This is a genomic window from Sporosarcina quadrami (assembly GCF_014836615.1).
In the GTDB taxonomy this organism is placed as follows: Bacteria; Bacillota; Bacilli; order Bacillales_A; family Planococcaceae; genus Sporosarcina; species Sporosarcina quadrami.
Map to the genome: position 1 here is coordinate 86,600 of NZ_JACSQN010000005.1, position 21,558 is coordinate 108,157.

Below are 21,558 nucleotides of genomic sequence, written 5' to 3' on the forward strand. Positions count from 1 at the left end.
GTCCAGGTATGTACTTGGACAGCGTTTTTTTGTGTTATTTGTTCAACAACGTTTCCGCAGCAACATACTCAATACCTTGAGCGTCTGCAACCGCTTTATACGTTACATGGCCTTCCAACGTGTTCAAACCCTTTTGTAATGCAAGATTATCAAGGCAAGCTTGCTTATAACCTTTGTTCGCAATTTGCAATGCGTATGGAACTGTTACGTTCGTCAATGCCATAGTAGATGTACGAGGTACTGCACCCGGCATGTTCGCTACTGCATAATGCACAACGCCATGCTTCTCATACGTTGGGTTATCATGCGTAGTGATACGATCAGAAGTTTCAAAGATTCCACCTTGGTCAATAGCGATATCAACAATAACAGATCCTGGCTTCATTGACTTGACCATTTCTTCAGAAACTAGTTTAGGAGCTTTTGCACCAGGAATCAATACACAGCCGATTACTAGGTCTGAATCTTTTACGGATTCAGCGATATTGAATGGGTTAGACACTAATGTTTGAACATCATTACCAAACATCTCATCCAACTGACGAAGACGGTCAACAGATAAGTCAAGAACAGTTACTCTTGCGCCCATTCCGATTGCGATTTTCGCAGCGTTCGTTCCTGCTTGTCCTCCACCGATAACTGTTACATTACCGCGTGAAACGCCTGGTACTCCTGAAAGAAGGATCCCTTTACCACCTTGAATTTTTTCAAGGTATTGTGCACCGATTTGAGTAGCCATACGTCCTGCAACTTCACTCATAGGAGCAAGCAACGGTAGTGAGTTATTGATTTGAACGGTTTCATAAGCAATTCCAACAACTTTATTGTCAAGCATTGCTTTTGTCAATTCCAATTCAGGCGCAAGGTGAAGATATGTGAATAAAATCAACCCTTCGCGGAAATAACCAAACTCAGAAGCTAGTGGTTCTTTTACTTTCATGACCATGTCTGCATCCCAAGCTTCTTTTGCAGTCGCAACGATTTTCGCGCCAGCTTCGATATAGTCTTCGTCTGTAAAACTTGAACCTAATCCAGCTCCTGTTTCAACGAAAACTTCGTGACCTGATGATTTCAAGTTGAAAGCACCTGCTGGTGTCATCGCAACTCGATTTTCATTATTCTTGACCTCTTTTGGAATACCAATACGCATTTCTAATCCCCCTAAATATAAGAAAATTTGTTGGTCGACACCGAAAAATTCGAATCGGCCAATGTACTGTCAATTCTAGCAGATATATTACATATTTGCTCACATTATAATTATCGTAGAATTTTCAGTTTCTCTATCTCTTTATTTTAGTTGTAACAATTTAGACGCAATATAACATTTTTCTTTTATATTCCCATAATAAAAGAGGTGTTTCGTTTTATTTATCGAAGTTATAATAGTGTAGAGATAAATAATTCTAGAATGGAGTGGTATGTATGGATTTGAAATATAAACAGATTATCGTGGCGGTGGACGGTTCAAAAGAATCACGCTGGGCATTTAAAAAGGCTATGGCAATCTCACAAAGGAACAATGCAACACTGAACTTAGTGAACATCATTGACACACGTTCTTACGCTGCAGTCGAAGCGTATGACCGTTCAATTGCTGAACGTGCGCAGAAATTCGCTGAAGAGCTGCTTGCGGAATATAAAGCCGAGGCTGAAGCAGCAGGACTTCAAAATGTGAATGTCCATGTTGAATATGGTTCTCCGAAAACAATGATTTCACGTGACTTGTCCAAAAAACTTGTTGCAGATTTAATAATTTGTGGCGCAACTGGATTAAACAAAGTTGAACGCTTCCTGATCGGTAGTGTATCTGAAAACATCGTTCGCTCTTCGACTTGCGACGTACTTGTCGTACGCACTCCTGAAGAGGAAATCTGATTCACGGATAATGTAAACAGTGTATCCAGCCCACTGAGTCAGAATGCAAAAGAGAGTCCGAATTCGGACTCTCTTTTGTGTTTATGTCTTATAGGAAGGAATTACAGAAAATAGTAAGTTAACGAGGTATAGCTAAGAATTTCGCTTATACTTTCTTTTTAAAAGCCCCATTAAAACAACATCATGCCAAGCGCCATTCCGATACAGTTGTTCCTTCAATCTTCCTTCTTCCTCAAAGCTGAGTTTTTGATAGAGTTTTATCGCTCGTTCATTGAAGGAAAACACCCGCAAAACTACCTTATGCAAGTTTAGCTCTTTGAAGGCGAATTCCAATAGCAGCTGGAAAGCTTCTCGGCCAAAACCTTTGCTCCAATAATCCTTGTCACCGATGTCAATGATGCACTCAGCGTTGCGGTTAGTAAAATCGATGTTAATAAGGGATGTGATGCCAATAGGCTTCCCAGTTTTTATTTCCTCAATGATATAGCTCTTTGAAGTAGTAGATTCGGCGATACTGGTAATGAAGCTTTCAGTATCGGCCAATGTAAAAACATCTAGTGATGGGCTTGTATAGTGCATGACCTCTAGATCGTTTCTCCATTCATGGTACGTACCAGCATCTTCACTGGACAGTTTCCTTAAACGAACTCTTTCTCCTATAAAAAGCATTGAAAAACACCCTTTCAAATAATTGATCGAATGAAATTCCCTATTTCTCGAACCATTCATGATCCAACAAGCTGTATAAAAGAGAATCACGCCAGCCATCTTTAATCAATAAATCCTCACGCATCCTGCCTTCTTTTGTCATTCCCACTTTTTCCAGCACTCTGATGGAGCCACAATTTCTAGGATCACATGTTGCATAGAGGCGATGGAAATTCAATTGACTAAATCCGAAGGAAATCAACAAGTTGGCTACTTCAGTTGCAAGCCCCATCCCCCAATAGTCAGGGTTCAATATGTATGCGATCTCGCCAGCTCGATTGGCGTTATTTCGAACATTTATTTCACCGGCATGTTGGATCAGAAAATCAGATTATGCCCTTCTCCGGCAATAAACATAATCAAGCCAATCAATGAAAGTACGATTCCTATATAAAACGTCCAGGGATTGTCCTCTTTCTCTTTATCGAACGTAAAAACCGTCACCATGCAAAAGACTACACCCAAAATCGGGATCAAACCGTATTTCGGTCCAAACGTAAATGCCGCTCCACCAAGGATCAGTCCAATCAGTCCATACGGATTTTGAGAAGGCGCTTGGTCGATGTATTCTTTTTCCTTATCGGTTAGCCCTTTTCTTCGGCCAGTCCAATCCATCTCTTTCAATCGATTTAGAAATCCGATGAACGTCCAGAATTTATTCATCTCATACAACCGTTTCTAACATAATCGAGAACTTTCCGATCCACCTCGTCTACATAGCCAATACTCTCTTTCAAATCCCATAATTGAATAGCGGACGTTTCGCTATTTTCCTGAAAAGGACGAAGTGTCTCAAGGGTGGCAGTGAAGACAGGATTATATTTAATGCTGTCATTCGATATGTTCTTCTTTTTAATCAACCCTATAAATTCAATATAAGAAACCCTTTGACCGGTTTCTTCGAAAAGCTCTCGCAAGGCGCATTCCTTTGGCGTTTCATCCACTTCCCGATGACCCGCTGGCAATTCCCATTGATCCCTTAATGTGTTATAGCATAAAAGGTATTTCCCATTTGACGTAATGACAGCGAAAGAGCCGCCGAGAGGTTGAAACTTGTCTATTTCCATTTCATTCACTTCAATAAAATCCAAAAATGCATAACCGTTATTTTTTGTACTCATATGCTCCTCCTATACACACGACACCATAGTTGCGAACCATTTTCAAAGAACAAAACCGTCTATTAGATAAAGGAATGGATCTGTTTTGCATAAGACTCCCAATCTTTATGATCAGTATTTATTTCAAGTGTAGGAATGATTGATTTCTCAGCATGAAGTCTATACTCTTGTTGTTGTTCTACTAATTGTTCACAAGCTAACTTCATATCTTCTACTGTTTTTCCTTCCCATTCTTTTGGATTTCTACTACTAATTCTTTGCGGTAAATTCTCTGGAGATACAGTTAACAGAATACATCTTGCCCCCATTTCAAACAACTGGGCTTCTAATTCCTCTATTTCATCAGATAATAAATGCGAAAATGCCACCCGATGATTCAAATGAAACCTTTCCAATATAAAGTACAAGCCTTTTGAAGGTTGGGTTTGTCCAATTTCTATTGCCCAATTATTTAACCTTTTCAGCATTGCGACTCGGTCTTTTAAGATTTGCAGATGTTCTTCACAACTTAACTTCTTTAGTTCACCTTGTACTTTGTATAAGACTTGAGAATAATGCTCACTTAGTACGACAACACTGCGCTCGGCGTCCTCACTCACGTGGAGTTGTTTTAATGCTTTTAAGACTGATGTCTTCCCTGCATGTGAGTATCCTTCTAAAATGATCCCTCTAAATTTACTCATTTCCGCCCCCTGGCCATTGCTATTAAGCATTTTCATTTTTTTATATGTTTGTTTTAAGTTGTTTCTCTTCGATGATTAAGCCTTTAATAAACATTTTCCTTCATTACTATTTTTCTAATATTCACCAATGCGAAATCATTTTTGATAACATCTTTCATACTCCTCTTTCATCAGCCAACTTCGGCACGCTAATCCCCGGTCATGATAAATTTCCGCTTCCACATCCAATTTGACACTGTTGTTGTACGGCCCTGCATTCGTTATGAATAACGTATTTTCATCTACCCAATCCAATTGGATATTATCATTTGCATCGCTGTAATAGATTATCTTTTTAGAGTTGTCATTCCTTCGATTTGTTAATTCAACCCAAACATTAACCCCTCCAGCTGCCCCGCCGTATGGCTCAAAATAAGCGCTGACCGAATAGGCCTCATCTGGAGATAGAACAGGACCAGGCCCATCTTGCATGTAAGTTTTATCAATCGTATCAAATGTATAAAAGTAAACCTTATACACATAAATAGAAGCCACCAGTACAACGCCAATTAACATTGCAATAAATGACTTCTTTGGAAACGGCTTCTTTTTAATGCAAGAAATAATGAACATAACAGCAACAATGAAAAAAAGAATGATGGTAATAAAAGCGATGAAGATACCTAACAAAATTAATATAATTCTCACCTCGGCCGGAAGATATTTCAGGATCTACTCATCAACGGTCTCCATTATTAAAATAAATAGGAAGAAACCCTAAGCTGGTTTCCACCACTTAGAGAGGAATAAACATACACTGCCTAGTAGTAACAATGGCAACGTCGGAATGATGGCATAGGTGAATGAAAAAGTATAAAACACTCCGATTGCTCCGAGTAAAAAGAATAGCAAGCTTGTGATCAAGAGAAAACTAGAGGCAAATTCTTTCATCATTTTAATCCTCTCCTATGAAACGGTATATTAATTATTTTTTTCATTATTAATTATCTTTTCACGGCTTTGCCTGCTCTTCCTCCTACCAACAACATAGGCCACAATCCAAAAGAAAACAACAAACCGTAGGCATAGATGAATCCGGTTGGATGAAATCTCCATATAAGAAAGATGCCTATCGCAGATACAGAAATTGATGCGAGCCAATACCCCTTGCCTTTTGTTTTCTTCAAACGATGTAGCCCCCTTACACATCCACTAGCGGTCGAGATAAATTATTATAAATTCCTTCCAGCAACTTTCCAACCTGATCGGTTTCATTCCGCTCAACCAGCTTTTCTAGTGCATTTTCGTTGTACTTAATCTTGGTAAACCAAAAGGCGGATGAGATGGAATAAATGTCACCGAACACTTTCTTCTCATCATCTGAGAGAGGTCTCTCCGTTTGATATCCTTCTACAAAACGCCGGAACAGATCGATTCGGACATTGTCTGTTACCCCTTTAGCCAACTCCATTTCATTGGCCGTCAAAAGTCCCTCAAGCACCATATCACCGATGAGCGTTTCATCCCCAGCGATATTATAATCAAAGATTCCAAGAGTCCCATTGACCATCGATAAATTATTGATCGAAATATCGCCTTGCGTTGCGAACCGCGGCAACCTGCCCCAAACTCGCCTGACTCTCTCAAATCTCTCCGTGTATAGCTCTTTAATCTTCAAGTACATTGTTGAATCAATTTTCCCAGCTTCGCCAAGTTCACAAAATGCCGCATACCCGCTCACTTCGTTATATCCACAAAAATTGAATATTGTATTGCTACCAATCAGACAGTTGCCGTCTTCCGAAATCCTATGGATTTTCCCTAGCAATTGACCAATTTTATAGGATTGGGTTAAGTCGATCGCTTTTAGTTCTTCGCCTAAAAAGTCTTCCACGGTCACGCCCACTTCCAAGTTATTCAACTGATAGTGGGCACAATACTTCCCATCGCTGGCATACCTTTTTGGAGTCAAAACACCTTGACTCCTTATATATTCAGAAAATCCACTTTGGGCTTCAATTTTATGAAAAGGATGTTCATTTTCTTTAGTGATTTTCACAACAAGCGGACTTCGATCTGTGAACTCCACCTTGGCAACAATCTTCACTTCGGCACTTTTCTCATCATAATAATGTATGAAATCATGGATGGCCGATAGTTCCCCTTGTATCTTGTAAAGTGATAAAATCTCATTCATCATGTCAAAACTGATATTCATAGCAATCTTTCTCCAGTCATTTCTTTGCCCTTTCCATTTCTATTGTTTCCTTCTTAAAAATCCCAAAGCCAGTGATCATAGATAGCACAAACAGCAACAGCAACCTCATCCAATCCATGGTCAGCCAGAAATCGCCTCCATTAACGATAGCTGGGCTGAGATTGTATTCATCCACAAAAATCCCGAAGTTCCAAAATAGTTTAAGTGAGATGAGTAAGGACGCGAAGCTTATAATAAATAACATAATCATTTGCACTCTCTTCATAGTTGTACCGCCTTTCTGATTTACTACAGTATTGAAATATTATGACGATTTCACTTGTGAAGAGGTTGCTGTTAATAGACTTAGTGGTCTAGCTGCTTTTGGAAATGCCGGCGGAGGAGAACGGTTAGGATCAATAAAACAAATCGAGGTCTAAGATCTAACAAAAAACTGAGGGATATTTATTCTAAATAAATACAAGGAACTCGGCAGACTGGCATTCACTTGTCAATGATGAAATGTGACATAATACATTAAAGCTACGAAAAATAGTAAGGTCTCAAGATTGACGATAATAGGGTTGGGCCTTACTTTTGATAAAAATCTCAATCGTTTTGTTAAAGTCGCATCTAGCATTATCAAAATGTAATAAAAGATAAATAGTGTGAATGTAAACATAATACTAGACATAAATATTTCGCCGTTTTGCCAAAAAGCTATCCCTAAAAACAGTGCCCAAATACATTTAAAGATATTTAAAAGACTTTCTAGAGGATTCGTTAAAGTTGCCATCATATAATCTCCCATTTTATTAGAGATTGTATGATCTTCATTATTCTTAACAAAAAATGCAATGTGACCAGTTTGTAGAACCATAGAAATAACTAAAGAGAACAAATACGCTAATCCAAACAGAGTTCCTGCAAGCAATACGTGTGTATTTTGCAATTGATATAGTAATATCGGTAACGGAAACCACATGGAGTACATAATCGCCATCAACATATGTAATAGAGCAAACTCATTGTTCCTCATCATCTTCTGAAAAGTGATAACAATTATTAAAAATATCGCTATTCCTATCCACCCTAATATAATCGAAGAATATAACATTCTGTCCTCCATCCGCTGATATCTTCTTTAAACTTAAGTTAAAGAGTTAATAGGTATGATTAATTTCAATGAAATATCTTGTTTCTTATATTAAAATTAGATGAATACGATGTATACAAAATTCATCATATAAATGCTTAACTAAAACGCTTGTGGCATCTTATGCATATTGTAATTATAATCTTGATCTTAGTGTTTGTTTAAATCTTTCCGGTTCATCTACTCGAATGGCAACTCGTTCATATTTTTTCTTCACACCCATTAATAAAGTCGCTTCTACAGGGTACTTAAATTTGATAATGATATCCGGATAGACCTTTTCTAAGTCGCGTGTTACAAATTCAATAGTGTCTTTTTGAAGCCTTCTCTCTAATATAGAACGATCTTCTATAATTTCTTCAATATCATCCCATCGTATTTCCATACGCTTCATTAAGCCTAGAGAAATATACATACGATCAGCTTCAATTTGCAGAGGGTTGAAGCGAACTGCTTGAATATCGCCTAAAAATAAAACGATAGAATAAAGATTAATAACTAACAAAACTAAAGATAGAACCAAAGATTTTTCATGTAACCACCAATGAATACCGAGTGTTTCAACTACGATTGCGTGGATTATCATTACTTGAAATGCAATATAACTTGACTTTCTATGAAGGGTAAATGTATTTTCTTTGTAGACAGGCTCCCGTTTCCAAAGACAAACCGCATAATAGAACATAAGCATCTCAGAACATATTACTTGTATAAGAGGATGTTTTTTCACTTTTTGATCTACTGCATTTGAAAAAGAGAATAATTGTGGCAAAGAACTCTTCTTTACAGTTTGGATAATTTGAGGCAAATATTTAAAAAGGGTCAACAATAATAATATTTCTAGTAAGACAATTGCACCCTCCATTGCAAAACCTAGTAGCGTGAACATCTTAAATGGAGCTAGATATTCCATCGGGATTATAAAGCGAGCAAGAATTAGTCCTCCTGCCATTAGCGAAAGGAAATACTTCCAGTTTAATTTTCTGCGCCAAGCTAAAAATAAAACGGGCGCAACGATAGTTAGGTCAATTAAAGATCCGATGACTACAGGATTTGAATTAGATGGCAATATGTCGATTCCGAATGAAGATCGATATAAAGCAATATTGGAAACAAGTACGATTAATAATAAGGTTGGCCATATCAAATGAATTGCTTTGTTCTTAAATACCATGAATTCACACCTCATTCTTTCGGTATATTTTATATCGATGGAACCGCTTCCCATCTGCAAGTGCGCTGGCCAATTACAGTGGAATTAGTTAATAAAAAACATGTACAAGAATGGAAATGCTAACGCTGCTCCACAACATATTAAAGCAAACATTTTCGATTGTTTCGTAATTCTTTCATCACCTTTATGTAGATTTTCAATGAACGAAAGAGTGAAATGGAAACTAAAAAAAGTAAACACTACGGATATAAATATAATTCCTACCCATCCCATCAACTCTATACCACTCCCTTAATATATATCAATTAAATTTCACAATTTGAACCGATTGTAACATAATAATTTGCCATTATAGCCCCGGTTTACGATATAGATCCCTGTCATTTTACTCTTTCAAATGAAACTGATTCGTCTGCGAAATGAAATAGCAAGCTTCCGCCAGAAGAGAATGTCACTTCAAAAGAGAGCATTGCATCGTCTACCGGCAAAAACTCCTCGAATACCCTTTCCCATAAATCCTTACAAACTTTTTTCAAGAATTATTTTCAAATCACCACTTTTTTCTGTATATGTTCCAGTGACATCAAAACCATTTTTAATATTTAAAATAAGCATATTGCGCCAACTGTTTTTCGTTTTAGTTTGAACACTTTTATAACCTTTTTCTTTTAGGTACAAATGTTGTTCGTGCATTAGTTTAGATGCAATGCCTTTATTCCTGTTATTTTCATTCACGCCACCAAGCCAACTGTAAAAGCAGTCGGAGTTAAGCTCATAACCAATCTTATATCCTACAACTTCATCTTTTTCTAATCCTATTGTAAATAAAAGCTTTGTTTTAGTTTGAGCTTTGCTAACAAGTAGATGAGAGTCACTAAAAATGTGTTCATGCAAAATTAGTACTTGTTTAAGCTTCTCGGCATCGGGCAAACCCTCTATATTCAAAAAATCCAAAAACCTCACCTTCCTTTATCTCGCAAAAGAGCTTATAAATGAATTGGTGCATATTATTAACATGAAAATCAGGACTATCAATCATTTTCGGAAAGCAGAAGAACAATAGTAAACATCATAGTTGCTACTTCAGTTCCTTACCCTTTTTTATAGTATGTCAATTATGTAATGAAATTCAGAATGGAAAACAACATTACTGTTAATTTCGTGAAATCTTCCTGAAATCACAATTCGATTTTATAATATAGGTGTGCCATTTTTCACGGGTTGATCTGGTTTTAAAAGTACTACATCACCGTCTTCAGGCACTCCACCAATCACTAATACTTCGGATTTAAAGCCTGCGATGCGTCGAGAAGGGAAATTCACTACTGCTACCACCTGATTTCCAACAAGTTGATCTGGAGTATATCTTTTTGTGATTTGTGCTGAAGAATTTTTAATACCAAGTTCCCCAAAATCAATTTCTAGTTTTATTGCAGGTTTTCGCGCTTCTGGAAAAGGTTCAGCTTTAATAATCGTGCCTATCCGAATATCCAAGTTCAAAAAGTCATCAATTGTCGCCATTATAATAACCTCCAAATTTCCTAAAAAATATTTTATAAAATCAAATTTTTCATCATCCATTTCGTCTATATATCCAATATTATTCTTAAATACCAAGAAGTGCATTTTAATTGGCTCTTATTACTAAATCTGCAATGGTTGCAGGTTTAACTGTGCGAATGTAATGTCTTTCTCCTACCCAGTATCTTTCGGTATATTTTTTTAATCGGACTTGGATATCTCCTATGTAAGAATCACGATATAATACCCTTTGTCGTCTTACTTCAAAAGGACAATCTACAAAAACTATAAAATCAAAAAAGCTCTTCCATTCTTTCCTTTGTAGAAATATACCTTCGATGATCACTATACTATTTGCTAATATATCAATCCGTTTGGTAGAAATTGAATCAGTAGACTTATCATAAAACGGTAAAAGTGTTTGATGACAATTATGCAGAGGCTCCAGTAGGTTAGTTATTATTCTTTTAATATCCCATTGCAAGTAATAATATTCGTACCATTCTTCGTGTCCAGTTTGATAACGTTTGCTCATCTCAACAATGTGATCATCAAGATGAAAAATAGTAACATTATAATCAGCCTCTATTAAAGCTCGAGCTACTTTTTTAGAAAAGGTTGTTTTACCCGCACCTCCTAATCCATCCACCCCCACGATAAAAGCTCGATCTTTATTAGAACGATTAAGAAATTGATCATTTAGCATGGCTGTTGTTTCCTTTATACACATCTATATCATTCCTTTTATTTAAAGGTGGGTCGTTACTGACATGTCAATCCATATATTCCTCTACTCGGTAATGATGCTATAAGAAATATTAAGCTTGCGCCATACCCATGCTTCAAAGATTCTATGCACTTCAAGCGCTAATTCTCTTTCATTCAATTTCTCATCAATCTTTAATTCTTCAAAAGTAAATGTTTCTGTTGCCCCAGTACCTTCAAATACATGACTTGTAAATGAAAAAGTTATCGTTTTAACCATTTCACTCAACTCCTCACTGTTATCTGATCCTTTATTAATTCACTTCATTTCTCATCTTCAATTAACTTCTTAACTGCATTAATCGCAACTTGAATAGCTGGTTCAATGTCATGAATCACGTGATTCGACAGACCTACTCTTTCCCGTTCTTGGTTTGCAACTGTTAAAAGAATCGTGCCACATCTTACTTTTAGGTAACTAGCAACCGTAAATAACGATGCTGATTCCATTTCCGAACCTAGACACCCTAGCTCTATCCAAGCTTTCCATTTGCCTTGTAATTCATTACTGACAGGCATCGACTCTGGAAAACGCTGTCCATAAAAAGAGTCCTTACAATGTACGACACCTACATGTGATTTTATCTGAGCCTCTTTCGCTGCTTGTATTAGTGCGCTGACAATCTCATAGTCTGCAACCGCTGGAAACTCGATTGGTGCATATTCTTTACTAGTACCTTCCATACGAATTGCACCGGTTGCAACAATCAAATCGCCACCTTGCACGTTTAAATCCATTCCTCCGCAAGTACCTACACGAATAAATGTATCTGCACCTGCATCTACCAGCTCCTGCATTGCAATAGCCGCACTTGGACCTCCGATTCCCGTTGAGGTGACACTTACCTTTACACCATCTAAATAACCTGTATACGTTATGTATTCTCTCTCATCAGCAATTTTCACAGCGTTATCTAAGTACTTTGCGATAAGTTCGCAGCGTTTAGGATCTCCAGGTAGAAGGACATATTTTCCTACTTCTCCGTGACGTACACCAATATGGAACTGCTTCCCGTCTGAATTTTTCATTATCTTCTCCTCTTTTCTATTTATATTAGTTATGGGCTATATCATCGGATAATATTTCTACTCCCCAAACACCCATATGAACACTTCCTGACTTTAAAATATAATCTTTAAAAAATTCAATACTCCAACAATAATATACCATAGTTAACCATAATAGTTATAAATGAAAAAAAGCATCGCGACATGCGATGCTCCAAAAACCAACTATTTGTTTGTTACTTTTTTCACTCTTCAACCCACTCATCGAATCTTTGAAGAAATGCACTCATCGCTTGCTTACTCGACAAGTTAGGCACTTTCGTCAACAATACATCACGCTTACCTACTATCTGTTCTGATGGTTTCTGCACGATCATAATGCTTTTTTCATGGACTGCATTTTTGAATAAAGAATCCGGTAACTGAATAACTGCACGGATAACCGCGTTCTTTTTCAAATACTTATGCAATATGTCTGACTGATCTGATTCAAACAACGTTGCAGGAACAAGATAAATACCATAACCGCCATCTTTCAAATGGTTCATGGACTGCTCGATGAAAAGATGGTGCGAGAAAGCATGGCCTTCTTCTGCCATCATTTCAAAATTGACTGCATTTTCATCATCTGGATAATAACCGACAGGCAAATCACAGACAACCATGTCAACAGGGTCAATCATTAAAGGACGTAGCGCGTCTTGCACGAAGAAATGAACCGGTTGTTCCATCAAATCTGCTGAAACAGCTGATAATCTGACTAATAGCTCGTCAATTTCAACACTAAATGCAGATACATTATCGCCGATTGAATTCATGACTGTGAACAATAAATTACCTGTTCCGGCTGCAGGATCAAGCAATGTAACCGATTCCTCTTGGACGAGTTTCGCAGCAAAATGTCCAATTAGCATTCCAATCGCGTCAGGTGTCATCTGATGATGAGATTGTACTTGCTGTTTCATCCCTTTTAATACAGCTAACTGGATACCACGTCTAATTTCTTCTTTTGATACGGTTGCAGTCAATTGAGGTAGTTGTTCACCCGAAAGCCATCTATTGCAAGCATCGATTACAGACTCCAAGTAGAGTCCTTCATTATTGGTTGCAGCAAAAGTATCGATAAACGTAAAAATATTTTCAGTATTTGTCGCCATTAATATCCCTCTTATCAAAGAATACCTTCAGATCATATTTGGATGCTGAAGGCTTCATCAGTAGTAGATTTTCAAACATTCAAAAGCCCACCCGTTTCCGAGTGGGCTGGAGTATCAGTTATTCGTTTGTAAGCTTCTTAACTTCCTCAATCGCTTTATCATAGTCAGGATGATTTGTTACTTCCTGAACGTATTCGACATACGCCACTTTATCATCTTTACCAATGACAAAAATGGATCGAGCCAATAATCGAAGTTCTTTAATGGCCACTCCATACGCTTCGCCGAACGAAAGATCGCGATGATCGGATAATGTCTTCACATTTTTCACATCTTCAGCTGCTGTCCATCTCGCTTGTGCGAAAGGAAGGTCAACGGAAATTGTCAATACTTCCACGTCATCACCTAGTGATAGCGCTTCTTCGTTGAATTTACGGGTTTGTTCAGAACACACCCCTGTATCAAGTGAAGGGACTACACTGATGAGCCTAATTTTACCTTTTGAATCATTTAGCGTAACTGGTTTCAAATCATTGGATAGAACTGTGAAATCGGGAGCTTTGTCTCCTGCTGCTACTTCCGTACCTAGCAATGTTACTGGGTTTTCTTTAAAAGTGACATGTACCAAATAAGACGCCTCCTTATCATTTCACTTTATTCTACTAAACAATTGTTCCACCTTGCAACTCATCACTCTTAAGCTCACGCTTGTATGTCACAACTTCCCTTTCAAAAGTCTGTTCATGAATAACATGCGTATCTGCGAACAGGTCATGTACAGCTTCCTTTTTAGGCATGAAGATGACGAGCAGATAAGGGATTGTAAGCAACTTCGAAATAAAACGGCCGATTACTTCGCGGAATAAAATATTCCCCCACGTTAAGCGGCTTCCATTTGTGCTCACAACTTTTATGCCTAAGATCATTTTACCGACTGTCTGACTGAATATTTTTGTCATGACCGCAAAATAGGAAAGGAACAAAATGAGTAAAACAACTTTATACGGACTAAATAGAAGAAAACCTGGATTGCTAATCGGGATATCGATAATTCTAAATAACGGCTTGATTATGATACCACTAATTGCGGAGACGATTAATAAATCTATTAAATATGCCCAAAATCGTGTCCAAAATCCAGCAAATTTCGGTCGGAATTTTTCAGTTTGAACGCTTTCGTAAACAGGTGGCAGCACAGGATCAGGAAGTTGTGCCGGTTCTTGTGTATGCTCAATATGATCCGTCATTCAAACCCCTCCTTATCTTTCACCATATAAATACATCATGCGCGGAGCATTGTGATCAGTTAGAATTTTAGCAATCAATTCAGATTCCACGTCACGGCCGAACATATTCCCAACTTTCACACCGAAAATCGAACTGAAACTATCCATAGGAGAGTATTCGAAAACTGTCGCATTTTCTAACTCATGATCCACTTTAATGGCATCGATTACGTCACCGATTTTGCCAAACTCATCGGCAAGGCCTGCTTCAATTGCTTGCCTTCCGTTCATGACACGGCCATCCGCGACTTTTTTCACTTCTGCAGTCGTCATATCGCGACCTTCAGCAATAATGTCGACAAAGCGTTCGTAGGAATCATTGATCATGTCTTGGAGCATAGTGCGCTCTTCTTTTGTCATTTCACGTGAACTGCTCATCATGTCTTTATATGGACCTGTTTTAATTGTATTAAAATCAATTCCAATTTTGTCCGCAAGTTTTGCATAATTGATACTCTCCATTATGACACCAATGGATCCGGTAATCGTTTCCGGATGGACAAAGATTTTTTCCGCAGGTGCTGATACATAATAGCCACCTGAAGCAGCCATTCCGCCCATGGAGACATATATAGGGATTTCCTTTTCAATTTGAATTGCTCGGATTGTATCATATATATCCGATGATTCCAGTACACCTCCACCAGGCGTGTCTACGGACAGAACGACGCCTTTGACAGTCGGATCTTCCAAGACATCAAACAATTGAGACATGAACATTTGATGGTTGTAACCGACTGCGCCAAATAATGTTCCCCCGCCAGTATCTTGAATGACACCATTTAACGACAAAACAGCTATCCGATCCCGCCCTGCACCTTGCTCAATGACCAATTCTTCATATCCGGTATTTGCAGCAGTCAAATTTTCAAACATACTGTTAAAGTCCCTTGTAAATATGTACGATAGCGAGTTCACTCCGACTGATATGAAAACTAGAACGGACGCAACTATAATGGCTATCACTCGTTTAATCGGCATTAAATTTTTCCCCTTTCGTTATACACCCATTATATACGTTTCAACAAGTAGAAATGTTTCATTTATCTGTACGACAACGATTTTCACTATTAAGAATGCGCATTTCTTCTTACCAACACTGATTCGTACACTTTTGAAACAGTGAAAATGATAAGTGCCAACCATATGATTGAAAACGACATAAACTCCATTTTTCCAAACGACTCATCGTATACAAAAACACCAATAATGAGCATCATCGTTGGAGCAATGTATTGTATAAAACCTGCAACATATAACGGAATCATCTGCACACCTTTTGCATACATGACGAGTGGCAGTGCAGTTGCGATTCCTGTTAAGATGAGCAATAGATCCGTTTTCAAATCGGCATGTAAAAATACAGCGTCTTGTCGAGCGAACAACCATAAATAATATCCTGCTGCAAACGGCACAATGAAGCACGTCTCAATTGCCAATCCACGTAAAGCGTCCAAACGTATACTTTTCTTAATAAAACCATAAAAAGAAAACGACAATGCCAGTCCTATAGCAATCCATGGAATTGTACCATATGAAATTGCTAATATGACGACGCCGACTACCGCTAATAAAAACGCTGATTTTTGTGCAGGCGACAGTTTTTCTTTCAAAAAGAATACGCCAAGCAAAACAGAAACAAGTGGGTTTATGTAATAGCCTAAACTGGTTTGAACAATAAAGTCATGATTGACTGCCCATATATATATGAACCAATTCGTCGTAATGAGTATAGATGCCAGATAAAGTCCCCAAAACTGCTTTTTTGTTTTCCATAATTCTTTAAAGTCCATAAACAATTGTTTGTGATCTTTGAGTATGACGACTGCCAAGATGGTAAATATGAATGCCCAAACGATACGTCCTGTTAAAATTTCACTGCTTTGCACATGGTTCAGATGCTTCCAATAAATCGGCATGAAGCCCCAAATCAGAAAAGATCCAACAACCCACACCACACCGTTCTTTTCCGATTGCATTGATGTTCCTCCTTACTCTTTTAAAGAATAGTCCAAGTATAGACCGTTCATTAGATGACGTAAAGATATTAAAAAACCGCCGTTAAATCGTAGACGATTTGAACGGGCGGTAACATCATTATTTTTCTTGTTCAAGTCTTCTAAGTTGAACTCGCATAATCTTTCCTGATGCAGTTTTCGGCAACTCCTCAACAAATTCAATTTTCCTTGGATATTTATAAGGAGCGGTCATTTCTTTTACATGATCTTGCAGCTCTTGGACGAGACTGTCGTTACATGCCGCCATTGTTGGATTCCTCAATACGATAAATGCTTTGACAATGCTTCCTCTCGTTTCATCCGGACTACCGATTACCGCACATTCCCTTACAGCGGGATGTTTCGTTAGTGCATCTTCCACTTCAAACGGTCCAATTGTATATCCTGAACTAATAATAATATCGTCTCCACGACCTTCAAACCAGAAGTATCCGTCTTCATCGAGTTTGGCTCTGTCACCAGTGACATAGTATCCATTTCTGAATTGCATTTTCGTCCGTTCAGGATCATTCAAATACTCTTTGAATAACGCTGGAGTCGACATATGGACCGCGATATCTCCAACTTCTCCTGGAGTTACAGGTCTACCTTCTTCATCTATGATTTCCACACGGTTCCCTGGAGTTGGCTTGCCCATCGACCCAGGTTTTGCTTCCATTCCGAGCATCGTTCCGACTAGCAACGTATTTTCGGTCTGGCCATAACCATCCCTTACCGAAAGATTGAACGTACGCTTGAAAATATCAATAACTTCACGGTTAAGCGGTTCGCCAGCTGACACTGCACTGCGCAATGAAGATAGATCGTATTCCGCAAGATTTTCTGCTTTAGCCATGAATCTGTATTCTGTAGGTGTACAACAAAGGACATTTACTTCATATTTTTTAATCATTTCTAAATAGACATTGGTGTCAAACTTGCCATCGTATACTAACCCGGTGGCACCACTACCTAGAACCGATAAGAAAGGTGTCCATATCCACTTCTGCCATCCAGGAGCGGCAGTAGCCCACACGATATCACTTTGCTGTATGCCTAACCAATTTGGTCCCGTCGTCCGCAAATGAGCATAACCCCATCCATGTGAATGTACAACGCCTTTCGGTTTACCCGTCGTGCCTGAAGTATAAGATAAAAAAGCCATATCGGAATTTGCGGTGTCTGTCGTTTTAAAATCTGCAGACGCGTTTTCCATTAGCTCCGTCAATGATTTCTGTCCTTTTTCCGCTTTCCCAATGACAAATAGCTGTACATCATTTAAGTTACTGACAGATTCCAACTGATCTGTGAAAGCGTCGTACGCAACAATCGCTTTCGCTCCACTATGTTCCAATCTGTATTCCATATCTGAAGCACGTAACATTTCAGAACTTGGAATGACGACGATTCCGGCTTTTAAAGCGCCGATATATGTACTATAAGCCTCAATAAGACGCGGCACCATTATGAGGATGACATCCCCTTTTTTCAAGCCATTTGCCATAAGAACATTTGCCACTCTGTTAGCAGAAGCTATCAGTTCTTCATATGTTATCGTTTTTTCATTTCCCGCAGCATCAACATGAATCAGCGCTTGCTTGTTTGCATCTTCCGCATACTTTTCGAATTCGGAAACAATATTGTATTCTTTCGGTGCTAACAACTCTTCTCGGTTCATATGCGTTCTCCCCCTTTACGTATGAGACAATTATACAAACTGACACCTGAAATTTCAAAACAAACAAACTCTTCTTTTTCCTTTTTCCGAATAGTTCTTTGTTAGTTCGTCGATACTAATCAATAATGAACAATGAAATTGAAAAACCGCCCCGGAAGATTTCCGGAGCGATTCTCAGAGCGTTTTTTATTTCTGGTAACCGTTCATTTGTGATTGAGCTTGACGCACTAATCGCTTAGTAATTTCTCCGCCGACGGATCCGTTGGCACGCGATGAAGCATCAGGTCCAAGTTGCACACCAAATTCCTGTGCAATTTCATACTTCATTTGGTCAATAGCTTGTTGTACCCCTGGTACGAGGAGTTGGTTTGAACTGTTGTTGTTTGTCATGTCGTTGTCACCTCCTTGTAACTATAGAATGCTCGGTATTCGAAAAATCATGCAGAAGTATTCTTAAATTTTTTTCGTATCCAGACTCCTACGTAAATGTGGCTTAAATTTTTATTGTAGTCAATACTACAGGCGAAAAGAACTTTAATTGAAAAATCGCCCCGGGAAATTCCCAGAGCGATTCTTCCTTGCTACTAATTATTTTTGGTAACCGTTCATTTGTGATTGAGCTTGACGCACTAATCGCTTAGTAATTTCTCCGCCGACGGATCCGTTGGCACGCGATGATGCATCAGGTCCAAGTTGTACACCAAATTCTTGTGCAATTTCATACTTCATTTGGTCAAGAGCTTGTTGTACTCCTGGTACGAGGAGTTGGTTTGAACTGTTGTTGTTTGGCATGTCGTTGTCACCTCCTTGTGACTATAGAATGGTCTCTATTTAAAAAATCATGCAGGAGGATTCATTGGTAATTACTAACATATTCACAACAAATCATCAAATACTTCAACGTCTTCATGTAACTCGGAAGCTTCAATGACTGTCCGGTTTTTGACAGCCTCTTCAATCAACTCATGGAAGTCGAGGAAACTTTCATAGTAATGGACTTTCTCAAGTTTCGGTTTCGTTTTCGGACTGGAAGGCGTAAATATTGTACAGCAGTCTTCATAAGGTCTGATGGATATATCATACGTTCCGATTTGTTGTGAAATTGCGATGATTTCAAGTTTATCCATAGCAATAAGAGGACGCAAAATCGGTGTGGACGTCACTTCATTTATAGCTGTCATACTTTCAAGTGTCTGACTTGCGACTTGCCCCAAACTTTCACCCGTTATTATACCGTGCGCCTTAATCTCTTCTCTAACACGATCTGCAACTTGCAGCATCATCCTTCTCGTCGTCGTCATCGAGATGTTAGCAGGAACCTGTTTCACAACCGCTTGTTGAAGCTCTGTAAAAGGGATGATATGCAATCTTACAGACGCACCGAATGTACATAACTTCTCTGCAAGATCCATCACTTTCCGTTGCGCCAACTCGCTTGTATATGGAGGGCTTGCAAAGTGGATTGCATCAATCGACATGCCGCGCTTCATCATTTGATAACCTGCAACTGGACTGTCTATACCACCTGACAACATTAATAATGAATTGCCATTTGAACCTACTGGCATTCCACCAGCACCTTTTATTACTTCAGATGTCAGGAATGCTCCTTCTTTGCGAATATCGACGAGCAACACGATATCTGGCTTTTTCATTTGAACAATTAAACCTGGACAATGACTTAATACATATCCGCCAACTTCTCGTTGGATTTCAGAAGTGACCAGTGGAAACTCTTTATCTTGTCGTTTAACTTCAACTTTGAATGTCTTGCCTTCAGTTGGACTTGAACCAATCACTTCTACCGCTTTTTGCTGGATGGTTTTTAAATCAGCTTTACATTGAGCTACAGGACTGAACGATTGGATGCCGAACACGTGCGGTAGCCGTTCAAGTGCTTTTTTCAACTCATCCGATTCCTCAGCCATTAAAAACATGCGATCACGCTCTGCACGTAAATGAATTGACTTCAAATCCATCATTGCACTAGTAATATTATTTTTTAACTTACGGATAAACAAGCTGCGATTACGTCCTTTTAGTGAGATTTCACCGTAACGTATTAATATCTCATTCCATTCCATCTCTTACATCCCTTTCTCAATCAAATCCATAAAACTTTTCAAGACATTCACTGTTTTATCTATTTGTTCTTTTGTAGTAGTGTTACCAAAACTGATACGGATGACCCCACTTTTGAAATTGTCCTTCAATCCGAGTGCTTCTATTACATGTCCGACATTTTTACTTTTAGAAGAGCATGCGCTTGATGTGGATATGATGACACCATGTTCTTGAAAGAAATTAACGGCTACTTCGCCCTTAATCGACTTAAATGCGAGGGCTATTATGTGTGGCGCAGCATGATCAGGACAAATCACTTGAATGTTTTCATAATCTTGGCATACTACTTTTAAATGATCGCGCCATATACGAAAGTCTGACCTCTCACTATCTACAGCACTTAATCTAAACGCCTTTGCTAATGCTACTGCATGAGGAAGAGAAACAGTTCCGCTTCTAATACCATTCTCCTGTCCACCACCAAAATTAATTGGTTGCAGTTTCACACCTTTTTTCAGAAGCAATGCACCTGAATTTTTTAAACCATTTATTTTATGACTTGAAACTGTAATTGCGTCCACACCTAGCTGATTTATTGAAACGGGTAGTTTACCTAAACTTTGTACACAGTCCGAATGGAAAATAGCACGACTTCCTGTTTTTATAATTTGAGCACATTCACGGATTGGCTGGATTGTTCCAATTTCATTGTTTACATGCATGATGCTTACAAGTATCGTATCTTGACTAAGTTTTGTTTTCAGTTCCTCTAAAGATATTAAGCCGGAGTCATCTACAGATAAATAATCTACAACAAATCCGATTGTTTCCAAATGGCGACATGCATTCAACACTGATGGATGCTCTATACTTGTCGTTATTATATGATTACCTCTTGACGCATACTCTTGCGCAAATCCGAGTATTGCTAAATTGTTTGATTCAGTTCCACCGGAAGTCAAAATGACTTCACCATCTTCATTTTCAACAACTGTCAGCATTTGTTGTTTTGACCGTTCAAGGAAATTTTCCGCTTCTCTCCCCATGCAATGTAAGGATGCGGGATTCGCATAATATTTTTCATTGACAGCAATAAATGATTCCATGACTGCCTGATCTGGTTGTGTAGTTGAGCTATTGTCTAAATAAATCATCTGCATGCTCCTTTCGCATTTGTGGATTGTAT

The 21,558-nt window shown here is 38.4% G+C and carries 29 protein-coding genes; 1 reads left to right on the forward strand and 28 read right to left on the reverse strand.

Going from position 1 to position 21,558, the window contains the following annotated elements:
- Positions 1–34: 34 nt before the first annotated feature.
- On the reverse strand, positions 35–1,150 hold the full coding sequence (gene ald, locus H9649_RS06845; RefSeq protein ID WP_191693990.1) for an alanine dehydrogenase: 1,116 nt from the start codon (positions 1,148–1,150) through the stop codon (positions 35–37).
- A gap of 275 nt (positions 1,151–1,425) precedes the next feature.
- On the opposite strand from ald, the gene H9649_RS06850 reads away from it, so the two are divergent.
- Entirely contained in the window at positions 1,426–1,878 is a 453-nt protein-coding gene (locus H9649_RS06850) for a universal stress protein (RefSeq protein ID WP_191693991.1), read from the forward strand.
- 132 nt (positions 1,879–2,010) lie between these two features.
- Here H9649_RS06850 and H9649_RS06855 read toward each other — a convergent pair whose 3' ends face one another.
- From H9649_RS06855 to H9649_RS06985, 27 genes are all read right to left on the reverse strand, one after another.
- Positions 2,011–2,547, reverse strand: coding sequence for a GNAT family N-acetyltransferase (locus tag H9649_RS06855; RefSeq protein WP_191693992.1), 537 nt, complete (start codon positions 2,545–2,547; stop codon positions 2,011–2,013).
- Between the two features lie 40 nt (positions 2,548–2,587).
- Positions 2,588–2,908 (reverse strand): GNAT family N-acetyltransferase, encoded by a 321-nt coding sequence (locus H9649_RS06860; protein ID WP_191694179.1) that lies wholly within the window; start codon positions 2,906–2,908, stop codon positions 2,588–2,590.
- Positions 2,905–3,249: a cell division protein FtsK gene (locus H9649_RS06865; RefSeq protein WP_191693993.1), complete on the reverse strand. Its 345-nt coding sequence runs from the start codon at positions 3,247–3,249 to the stop codon at positions 2,905–2,907. Before H9649_RS06865 ends, H9649_RS06860 begins: the two co-directional genes overlap by 4 nt.
- Complete coding sequence (locus tag H9649_RS06870; RefSeq protein WP_191693994.1) at positions 3,246–3,707, reverse strand: NUDIX hydrolase; 462 nt, start codon at positions 3,705–3,707, stop codon at positions 3,246–3,248. Before H9649_RS06870 ends, H9649_RS06865 begins: the two co-directional genes overlap by 4 nt.
- A 62-nt stretch (positions 3,708–3,769) precedes the next feature.
- Complete coding sequence (locus H9649_RS06875) at positions 3,770–4,390, reverse strand: AAA family ATPase (RefSeq protein WP_191693995.1); 621 nt, start codon at positions 4,388–4,390, stop codon at positions 3,770–3,772.
- A 135-nt stretch (positions 4,391–4,525) separates the two neighbouring features.
- The gene (locus tag H9649_RS06880; protein ID WP_225229741.1) at positions 4,526–5,002 is read right to left on the reverse strand and encodes a DUF5412 family protein; all 477 of its coding nucleotides are present in this window, start codon (positions 5,000–5,002) and stop codon (positions 4,526–4,528) included.
- A 144-nt stretch (positions 5,003–5,146) separates the two neighbouring features.
- Positions 5,147–5,323, reverse strand: coding sequence for a hypothetical protein (locus tag H9649_RS06885; protein ID WP_191693996.1), 177 nt, complete (start codon positions 5,321–5,323; stop codon positions 5,147–5,149).
- A gap of 50 nt (positions 5,324–5,373) precedes the next feature.
- Positions 5,374–5,556, reverse strand: a complete 183-nt coding sequence (locus H9649_RS06890; RefSeq protein WP_191693997.1) for a hypothetical protein — start codon at positions 5,554–5,556, stop codon at positions 5,374–5,376.
- Between the two features lie 14 nt (positions 5,557–5,570).
- Positions 5,571–6,587 (reverse strand): protein kinase family protein, encoded by a 1,017-nt coding sequence (locus H9649_RS06895; RefSeq protein ID WP_191693998.1) that lies wholly within the window; start codon positions 6,585–6,587, stop codon positions 5,571–5,573.
- A gap of 16 nt (positions 6,588–6,603) precedes the next feature.
- Positions 6,604–6,852: a hypothetical protein gene (locus tag H9649_RS06900; protein ID WP_191693999.1), complete on the reverse strand. Its 249-nt coding sequence runs from the start codon at positions 6,850–6,852 to the stop codon at positions 6,604–6,606.
- 225 nt (positions 6,853–7,077) lie between these two features.
- Positions 7,078–7,683, reverse strand: a complete 606-nt coding sequence (locus tag H9649_RS06905) for a hypothetical protein (RefSeq protein ID WP_191694000.1) — start codon at positions 7,681–7,683, stop codon at positions 7,078–7,080.
- 175 nt (positions 7,684–7,858) lie between these two features.
- Positions 7,859–8,896, reverse strand: coding sequence for a beta-carotene 15,15'-monooxygenase (locus tag H9649_RS06910; protein ID WP_191694001.1), 1,038 nt, complete (start codon positions 8,894–8,896; stop codon positions 7,859–7,861).
- Between the two features lie 519 nt (positions 8,897–9,415).
- Positions 9,416–9,859 (reverse strand): GNAT family N-acetyltransferase, encoded by a 444-nt coding sequence (locus H9649_RS06915; RefSeq protein ID WP_318241661.1) that lies wholly within the window; start codon positions 9,857–9,859, stop codon positions 9,416–9,418.
- A 228-nt stretch (positions 9,860–10,087) separates the two neighbouring features.
- Positions 10,088–10,417, reverse strand: coding sequence for a chaperone CsaA (gene csaA / locus H9649_RS06920; RefSeq protein ID WP_191694181.1), 330 nt, complete (start codon positions 10,415–10,417; stop codon positions 10,088–10,090).
- Between the two features lie 106 nt (positions 10,418–10,523).
- On the reverse strand, positions 10,524–11,123 hold the full coding sequence (locus H9649_RS06925; RefSeq protein WP_225229728.1) for a kinase: 600 nt from the start codon (positions 11,121–11,123) through the stop codon (positions 10,524–10,526).
- Positions 11,124–11,207: 84 nt separating this feature from the next.
- Entirely contained in the window at positions 11,208–11,402 is a 195-nt protein-coding gene (locus tag H9649_RS06930) for a hypothetical protein (RefSeq protein ID WP_191694004.1), read from the reverse strand.
- Positions 11,403–11,446: 44 nt separating this feature from the next.
- On the reverse strand, positions 11,447–12,211 hold the full coding sequence (udp, locus tag H9649_RS06935) for a uridine phosphorylase (RefSeq protein ID WP_191694005.1): 765 nt from the start codon (positions 12,209–12,211) through the stop codon (positions 11,447–11,449).
- Between the two features lie 224 nt (positions 12,212–12,435).
- Positions 12,436–13,347 carry a class I SAM-dependent methyltransferase gene (locus H9649_RS06940; RefSeq protein WP_191694006.1) on the reverse strand — a complete coding sequence of 304 codons (912 nt, stop codon included), beginning with the start codon at positions 13,345–13,347 and terminating at the stop codon, positions 12,436–12,438.
- Between the two features lie 118 nt (positions 13,348–13,465).
- Positions 13,466–13,975 carry a thiol peroxidase gene (gene tpx / locus H9649_RS06945; RefSeq protein ID WP_191694007.1) on the reverse strand — a complete coding sequence of 170 codons (510 nt, stop codon included), beginning with the start codon at positions 13,973–13,975 and terminating at the stop codon, positions 13,466–13,468.
- Positions 13,976–14,009: 34 nt separating this feature from the next.
- Positions 14,010–14,594, reverse strand: coding sequence for an RDD family protein (locus H9649_RS06950; protein ID WP_191694008.1), 585 nt, complete (start codon positions 14,592–14,594; stop codon positions 14,010–14,012).
- A gap of 12 nt (positions 14,595–14,606) precedes the next feature.
- Entirely contained in the window at positions 14,607–15,614 is a 1,008-nt protein-coding gene (gene sppA / locus H9649_RS06955) for a signal peptide peptidase SppA (RefSeq protein ID WP_191694009.1), read from the reverse strand.
- A gap of 89 nt (positions 15,615–15,703) precedes the next feature.
- Positions 15,704–16,612: an EamA family transporter RarD gene (gene rarD, locus H9649_RS06960; RefSeq protein WP_191694010.1), complete on the reverse strand. Its 909-nt coding sequence runs from the start codon at positions 16,610–16,612 to the stop codon at positions 15,704–15,706.
- Between the two features lie 118 nt (positions 16,613–16,730).
- On the reverse strand, positions 16,731–18,308 hold the full coding sequence (gene mbcS / locus H9649_RS06965; protein WP_191694011.1) for an acyl-CoA synthetase MbcS: 1,578 nt from the start codon (positions 18,306–18,308) through the stop codon (positions 16,731–16,733).
- 186 nt (positions 18,309–18,494) lie between these two features.
- Positions 18,495–18,698, reverse strand: coding sequence for an alpha/beta-type small acid-soluble spore protein (locus H9649_RS06970; RefSeq protein ID WP_191694012.1), 204 nt, complete (start codon positions 18,696–18,698; stop codon positions 18,495–18,497).
- Between the two features lie 198 nt (positions 18,699–18,896).
- A complete protein-coding gene (locus tag H9649_RS06975; protein ID WP_191694013.1) occupies positions 18,897–19,100 on the reverse strand; it encodes an alpha/beta-type small acid-soluble spore protein in 204 nt (67 codons plus the stop codon).
- Between the two features lie 83 nt (positions 19,101–19,183).
- Positions 19,184–20,392 (reverse strand): tRNA uracil 4-sulfurtransferase ThiI, encoded by a 1,209-nt coding sequence (thiI, locus tag H9649_RS06980; RefSeq protein ID WP_191694014.1) that lies wholly within the window; start codon positions 20,390–20,392, stop codon positions 19,184–19,186.
- 3 nt (positions 20,393–20,395) lie between these two features.
- On the reverse strand, positions 20,396–21,526 hold the full coding sequence (locus H9649_RS06985; protein ID WP_191694015.1) for a cysteine desulfurase family protein: 1,131 nt from the start codon (positions 21,524–21,526) through the stop codon (positions 20,396–20,398).
- Between the last annotated feature and the right edge of the window lie 32 nt (positions 21,527–21,558).

Excerpts from the sequence above, each read along its gene's own strand:
- rarD (WP_191694010.1), bottom strand. The coding sequence starts at position 16,612 with ATGCAATCGGAAAAGAACGGTGTGGTGTGGGTTGTTGGATCTTTTCTG.
- H9649_RS06875 (WP_191693995.1), bottom strand. The coding sequence starts at position 4,390 with ATGAGTAAATTTAGAGGGATCATTTTAGAAGGATACTCACATGCAGGG.
- H9649_RS06970 (WP_191694012.1), bottom strand. The coding sequence starts at position 18,698 with ATGACAAACAACAACAGTTCAAACCAACTCCTCGTACCAGGGGTACAA.
- H9649_RS06940 (WP_191694006.1), bottom strand. The coding sequence starts at position 13,347 with ATGGCGACAAATACTGAAAATATTTTTACGTTTATCGATACTTTTGCT.
- H9649_RS06930 (WP_191694004.1), bottom strand. The coding sequence starts at position 11,402 with ATGGTTAAAACGATAACTTTTTCATTTACAAGTCATGTATTTGAAGGT.
- csaA (WP_191694181.1), bottom strand. The coding sequence starts at position 10,417 with ATGGCGACAATTGATGACTTTTTGAACTTGGATATTCGGATAGGCACG.
- H9649_RS06855 (WP_191693992.1), bottom strand. The coding sequence starts at position 2,547 with ATGCTTTTTATAGGAGAAAGAGTTCGTTTAAGGAAACTGTCCAGTGAA.
- H9649_RS06950 (WP_191694008.1), bottom strand. The coding sequence starts at position 14,594 with ATGACGGATCATATTGAGCATACACAAGAACCGGCACAACTTCCTGAT.
- H9649_RS06880 (WP_225229741.1), bottom strand. The coding sequence starts at position 5,002 with ATGTTCATTATTTCTTGCATTAAAAAGAAGCCGTTTCCAAAGAAGTCA.
- udp (WP_191694005.1), bottom strand. The coding sequence starts at position 12,211 with ATGAAAAATTCAGACGGGAAGCAGTTCCATATTGGTGTACGTCACGGA.
- mbcS (WP_191694011.1), bottom strand. The coding sequence starts at position 18,308 with ATGAACCGAGAAGAGTTGTTAGCACCGAAAGAATACAATATTGTTTCC.
- H9649_RS06900 (WP_191693999.1), bottom strand. The coding sequence starts at position 6,852 with ATGAAGAGAGTGCAAATGATTATGTTATTTATTATAAGCTTCGCGTCC.
- H9649_RS06975 (WP_191694013.1), bottom strand. The coding sequence starts at position 19,100 with ATGCCAAACAACAACAGTTCAAACCAACTCCTCGTACCAGGAGTACAA.
- H9649_RS06925 (WP_225229728.1), bottom strand. The coding sequence starts at position 11,123 with ATGCTAAATGATCAATTTCTTAATCGTTCTAATAAAGATCGAGCTTTT.
- H9649_RS06985 (WP_191694015.1), bottom strand. The coding sequence starts at position 21,526 with ATGATTTATTTAGACAATAGCTCAACTACACAACCAGATCAGGCAGTC.
- sppA (WP_191694009.1), bottom strand. The coding sequence starts at position 15,614 with ATGCCGATTAAACGAGTGATAGCCATTATAGTTGCGTCCGTTCTAGTT.
- H9649_RS06895 (WP_191693998.1), bottom strand. The coding sequence starts at position 6,587 with ATGAATATCAGTTTTGACATGATGAATGAGATTTTATCACTTTACAAG.
- thiI (WP_191694014.1), bottom strand. The coding sequence starts at position 20,392 with ATGGAATGGAATGAGATATTAATACGTTACGGTGAAATCTCACTAAAA.
- H9649_RS06850 (WP_191693991.1), top strand. The coding sequence starts at position 1,426 with ATGGATTTGAAATATAAACAGATTATCGTGGCGGTGGACGGTTCAAAA.
- H9649_RS06905 (WP_191694000.1), bottom strand. The coding sequence starts at position 7,683 with ATGTTATATTCTTCGATTATATTAGGGTGGATAGGAATAGCGATATTT.
- ald (WP_191693990.1), bottom strand. The coding sequence starts at position 1,150 with ATGCGTATTGGTATTCCAAAAGAGGTCAAGAATAATGAAAATCGAGTT.
- H9649_RS06865 (WP_191693993.1), bottom strand. The coding sequence starts at position 3,249 with ATGAATAAATTCTGGACGTTCATCGGATTTCTAAATCGATTGAAAGAG.
- H9649_RS06910 (WP_191694001.1), bottom strand. The coding sequence starts at position 8,896 with ATGGTATTTAAGAACAAAGCAATTCATTTGATATGGCCAACCTTATTA.
- H9649_RS06870 (WP_191693994.1), bottom strand. The coding sequence starts at position 3,707 with ATGAGTACAAAAAATAACGGTTATGCATTTTTGGATTTTATTGAAGTG.
- H9649_RS06885 (WP_191693996.1), bottom strand. The coding sequence starts at position 5,323 with ATGATGAAAGAATTTGCCTCTAGTTTTCTCTTGATCACAAGCTTGCTA.